At 42.9% G+C, this 4,071-nt stretch carries 7 protein-coding genes; 4 read left to right on the forward strand and 3 right to left on the reverse strand.

Features of this window, described 5'->3' with window-relative positions:
* From accA to PX481_RS01200, 3 genes are all read left to right on the forward strand, one after another.
* Positions 1–606, forward strand: a 606-nt coding sequence (accA, locus tag PX481_RS01190) for an acetyl-CoA carboxylase carboxyl transferase subunit alpha (RefSeq protein ID WP_288093250.1), incomplete at its 5' end; no start/stop codon positions are given.
* A 130-nt stretch (positions 607–736) separates the two neighbouring features.
* The gene (locus PX481_RS01195) at positions 737–1,027 is read left to right on the forward strand and encodes a nucleotidyltransferase family protein (protein ID WP_002736589.1); all 291 of its coding nucleotides are present in this window, start codon (positions 737–739) and stop codon (positions 1,025–1,027) included.
* The gene (locus tag PX481_RS01200) at positions 1,017–1,295 is read left to right on the forward strand and encodes a HepT-like ribonuclease domain-containing protein (RefSeq protein ID WP_071825056.1); all 279 of its coding nucleotides are present in this window, start codon (positions 1,017–1,019) and stop codon (positions 1,293–1,295) included. The genes PX481_RS01195 and PX481_RS01200 overlap by 11 nt, the downstream gene beginning before the upstream one ends.
* 283 nt (positions 1,296–1,578) lie before the next feature.
* Here the strand turns inward: PX481_RS01200 and PX481_RS01205 are convergent, their stop codons facing one another.
* The 3 genes from PX481_RS01205 to rplU form a co-directional block, all read right to left on the reverse strand.
* Positions 1,579–2,511 (reverse strand): phytanoyl-CoA dioxygenase family protein, encoded by a 933-nt coding sequence (locus tag PX481_RS01205; protein WP_002760282.1) that lies wholly within the window; start codon positions 2,509–2,511, stop codon positions 1,579–1,581.
* A gap of 263 nt (positions 2,512–2,774) precedes the next feature.
* Positions 2,775–3,044 carry a 50S ribosomal protein L27 gene (gene rpmA, locus PX481_RS01210; protein WP_002760283.1) on the reverse strand — a complete coding sequence of 90 codons (270 nt, stop codon included), beginning with the start codon at positions 3,042–3,044 and terminating at the stop codon, positions 2,775–2,777.
* A 34-nt stretch (positions 3,045–3,078) separates the two neighbouring features.
* A complete protein-coding gene (gene rplU / locus PX481_RS01215; RefSeq protein WP_008196982.1) occupies positions 3,079–3,468 on the reverse strand; it encodes a 50S ribosomal protein L21 in 390 nt (129 codons plus the stop codon).
* Positions 3,469–3,663: 195 nt separating this feature from the next.
* On the opposite strand from rplU, the gene PX481_RS01220 reads away from it, so the two are divergent.
* The coding region (locus tag PX481_RS01220; RefSeq protein WP_502888582.1) for an N-acetylmuramic acid 6-phosphate etherase family protein at positions 3,664–4,071 on the forward strand (408 nt) is incomplete at its 3' end.

Below are 4,071 nucleotides of genomic sequence, written 5' to 3' on the forward strand. Positions count from 1 at the left end.
ACTAAGGAGAATGTGGCTAGAAATTTCGGCATGGCTGCCCCCGGCGGTTATCGTAAAGCCATGCGTTTAATGGAACACGCCCATCAGTTTAATCAGCCAATTTTAACCTTTATTGATACCCCCGGCGCCTGGGCGGGGGTGGAAGCGGAAAAATTAGGTCAAGGAGAAGCGATCGCCTATAACCTCCGGGAGATGTTCCGTTTAGATGTGCCGATCATTTGTACTGTTATTGGCGAAGGTGGTTCGGGCGGCGCTTTGGGCATTGGTGTCGGCGATCGCCTGTTAATGTTAGAGCATTCTGTCTATACCGTGGCGACTCCCGAAGCTTGTGCCGCCATTCTCTGGAAAGATGCCAAAAAATCCGATAAAGCAGCAGTTGCCCTCAAAATTACCTCAAAAGATTTAAAAGAGTTAAATATTATCGATCAGATCGTTCCTGAACCCTCCAGAGGGGCCCATGCTGATCCGATTAGAGCGGCAGCCAATTTAAAAGCCGCTATTAGTGAAAATTTAGAGGCTTTATCTTTGTTAACTCCCCAACAACGGCGCGAATCTCGTTATCAAAAATTCCGCAATTTAGGCGTATTTTTAGAAGCCACAGCTTAATCAGCGATCAGTGATCAGATGTGAGTTTTCAGTGATTAGTTTGTTTTGTAGATTTGGAAGATTTCAGCTTCAGTTTAAGGGTTGCACCGACAAAGCTATAATATTGATGGCAGGTTCAAAGACACACCAGATGAAACGGGACGAGGTGCTGGCAATTCTAGAGGCACACCGAGAACAGTTACAAAAACTAGGGGTAAAATCTTTGTCTTTATTTGGTTCAGTGGCCAGGGATGAAGCTGATGCCGATAGTGATGTAGATTTGTTAGTAGAATTCGATCGACAAGGTGGTTTTTTTCAACTTCTGCAAGTACAGTATTATTTAGAAGATATTCTGGGATGCTCTGTGGATTTAGGAACTCAGGATGCCTTAAGAGAACATTTACGGGAACCTGTGCTTGAGGATCTGATCAATGCCTTCTAGAGATTGGCGACTTCGCCTTCAAGACATTTTAGAATCTATCAGTGAAATTGAACAGCAAACAAAGGCAATGACGTTTGAGGAATTTGCCAAGAATCAAACAAATATCAAAGCGGTTCTCTATGATTTTATTATTATCGGAGAAGCAACTAGAAATGTACCGAAGGAAATTCAGTCTCGCTATCCTCTTATTCCTTGGCGTTTAATGGCAGGAATGAGAAATGTTGCAACTCACGAATATTTTCAAGTTAATTTAAGTAGGGCTTGCTGAATAATGGTAAAACCCTTTTAAAATAAAGCTTTTGACCTGTTAAAGTCCGATGTTAGTGCAAGAAAATAGGATTGGGACTTTCAAAAACCTTGCATTATCCTTCTTGTAGTACATTGCTTGGTACAAAAAACAAGGGCAACAAAGCCTGAAACGACCGGCTCCTGACGACCGGCTACTGACTCCTACCCCCAGGAAAAACTTTTTCAGCAAGCCCTAAGTAGCCTATACTAAACGGATTTAGTATTAGTCCGATTATTTCCGAGTTATTAGTGGTAAATTAATCTTACCAATTAAAAGGTCCCAAAGCCCGATCGTTGTAATCGCCACCCTCGGCAATAAAATGAATGACCATCGATTTACGGGTTAGCAGGGTATTATTAATCTTCCCACCACCATGAATTAACATTCCGTGCCAGAGAAGAATCTCTCCTTTTTTAGCAGTAAATGATTGACAGTCATAATTCTGAGCGCGCTGGTTAACATAATCTTGGTATTGGGGAATTTGCTCGGCAGTAATATTTTTAAGATTGACGGCGGGATAGTCTGGAAAAAAGTCAGTTACTTTGATATTTTTATGAGATTTAGGATAAAAAATTAGCGGACCAGCATCGGCGGAAATATCTTCCAAGGCAATCCAAACACCGACTAAATGATTAGCAGGATGAACATAAAAAACTGCCATATCCTCGTGCAGCCCCTGCTCTGTACCGTGCAGGAAGTTGATGGAATATCTCGGTTTGCAGGATTTGCCAATAATTAAATTAACTAAATCTCTCAGATTTTGATTGTCAAAAATTGCTTGAGCGGCGGGGGAAATCTCATGAAAACCATGAAGTCGCCAAATAGAATTGACTAAGGCTTTTCTTTGCTCGATATCTAGGGCTAAAACTTGATCGTGACTTAAACTCGCCGGTAGATTTTCTGCTTGAATGCCTTCAATTCTTAATCCAGGGATAGCCGATTCTAGGAAAAATAAATCGGCTAATTCTGCTACTAAATTATCGATCGCCGTTGCGGGAATTAAATCTTTGACAATACAATAACCCAATTCTCGCCAATGGTCAAGGAGTTGATATTCTCGTTCGGAAATTCGCCGTTGTTGACGAGCTTTTTGCAGGGATTTTTCGGCTTGCGATCGCTCTAACCAGGGTAATTCGGCAGTAGAATTGAAAGACCAGGGCAAATTTTTTAAGATATCGGCAATTTTAAGAATCATGGTGAGTCCATCTTTTCCGAGCTACTTTCGGACTATTCTAATCTATGAGTGTTCGGTCTAGTCTGTCAACAGATATATAGCGTTTTTCAGTCTGCTGAGGTACAAAAGTTATGGGTTTTAGGCACTCATGCAAGAGGCAAAAGGCAAAAGGGAAGAAAAATAGGTGTACCTCACTAGCTTAGGAAACGATATAAATTATCTGAAAAAACCCCCTAGGATGAGTTAGGAGGTTACAGGGAAAAAATTAATCAGGGTTGATGGGATTAACTGGCGCTAACTTCAGAGGGATAAACGCTAACTTGACGGCGACTTTTATCCTTGTATTCAAATTTGACCACACCATCAATTAAAGCGAATAAAGTATCATCGCCACCACGACCAACATTTTTACCCGGGTGAACTTTAGTACCCCGTTGACGGATGAGAATATTTCCCGCTTTTACCACTTGACCACCGTAGCGCTTAACGCCTAGTCTCTGGGAACGAGAATCGCGTCCGTTGCGGGTACTACCCGTACCTTTCTTATGAGCCATAATTTCTCTCCAAATGCTTTTTTGATTCTAAAAGTTATTCTTCTTCATCGCTACTATCTTCTACAACTTCAGCGACGGAGGTAGCAGCAGTGGCGACTAGGGTTTTACCGTTATAATTGATTGAATCAATCATAAAACGGGTAATTTCTTGACGATGACCGCGTTTTTTACGGGTTTTCTTTTTCGGGCGCATTTTATAAACAATAACTTTTTTGCCCCGACGATGTTGTATGACAGTGCCTTCGACGGTGGCCCCTTCGATAAAGGGCTGACCGATGCTAATATCATCCTCATCATGGATTAATAGCACTTTGTCGATGGTATGGGTACTTTGTTCATCGACGGGAAGAAGTTCGATATCGTAATAGCGACCGGGTTCTACCCGAATCTGTTTGCCACCGGTCTCAATAATTGCGTAACTCATGAATTTTCTGCGCTCGTTTTGCCGTACAGGTAGCTGAAAAAAATTCCAGCTTTTGTGCTAATGTCCTCACCTGATCCGAGCAGGAATTGACACAATTTACTATTATCTAATATCTAGGGGGCAATTGTCAAGCTTTTAGCCCACCGATTCGCTATATACTAAAAATAATCTTACAAAAAACTCAATTAAACCGTTATGGAACAGTGGGAAAGCAGAGGACACCTGTTAACCGAACAAATTAACCCAAACAGCCTAAATTTAGACCAATTAAACCCGCTCGAATTGGTGGATCTCTTCAATCGCGAGGATGCCCAAACCCTAAAAGCGATCGCCATGGCCCAGCAAGAATTGGCCCTAGCGATCTCCCTGACCGGTCAGGCTCTAGCTAAAGGTGGTAGGCTCTTTTACATTGGGGCGGGAACCAGTGGCCGGCTGGGGGTTTTGGACGCGGCCGAATGTCCCCCCACCTTCTGCACTCCCCCGGAATTGGTACAGGGAATTATCGCCGGTGGAGCGGCGGCGCTGGTGCGTAGTTCCGAAGATTTGGAGGATAAAGCGGAAGATGGGGCGGCGATTATTGCCCAGCGAGAAATTCACGAATTA

It is taken from the genome of Microcystis sp. M53603_WE2, from assembly GCF_030065435.1.

Bases quoted from the DNA above. Each gene is read 5' to 3' on its own strand.
- PX481_RS01205 (WP_002760282.1), bottom strand. From the start codon at position 2,511: ATGATTCTTAAAATTGCCGATATCTTAAAAAATTTGCCCTGGTCTTTC.
- PX481_RS01195 (WP_002736589.1), top strand. From the start codon at position 737: ATGAAACGGGACGAGGTGCTGGCAATTCTAGAGGCACACCGAGAACAG.
- rpmA (WP_002760283.1), bottom strand. From the start codon at position 3,044: ATGGCTCATAAGAAAGGTACGGGTAGTACCCGCAACGGACGCGATTCT.
- rplU (WP_008196982.1), bottom strand. From the start codon at position 3,468: ATGAGTTACGCAATTATTGAGACCGGTGGCAAACAGATTCGGGTAGAA.
- PX481_RS01200 (WP_071825056.1), top strand. From the start codon at position 1,017: ATGCCTTCTAGAGATTGGCGACTTCGCCTTCAAGACATTTTAGAATCT.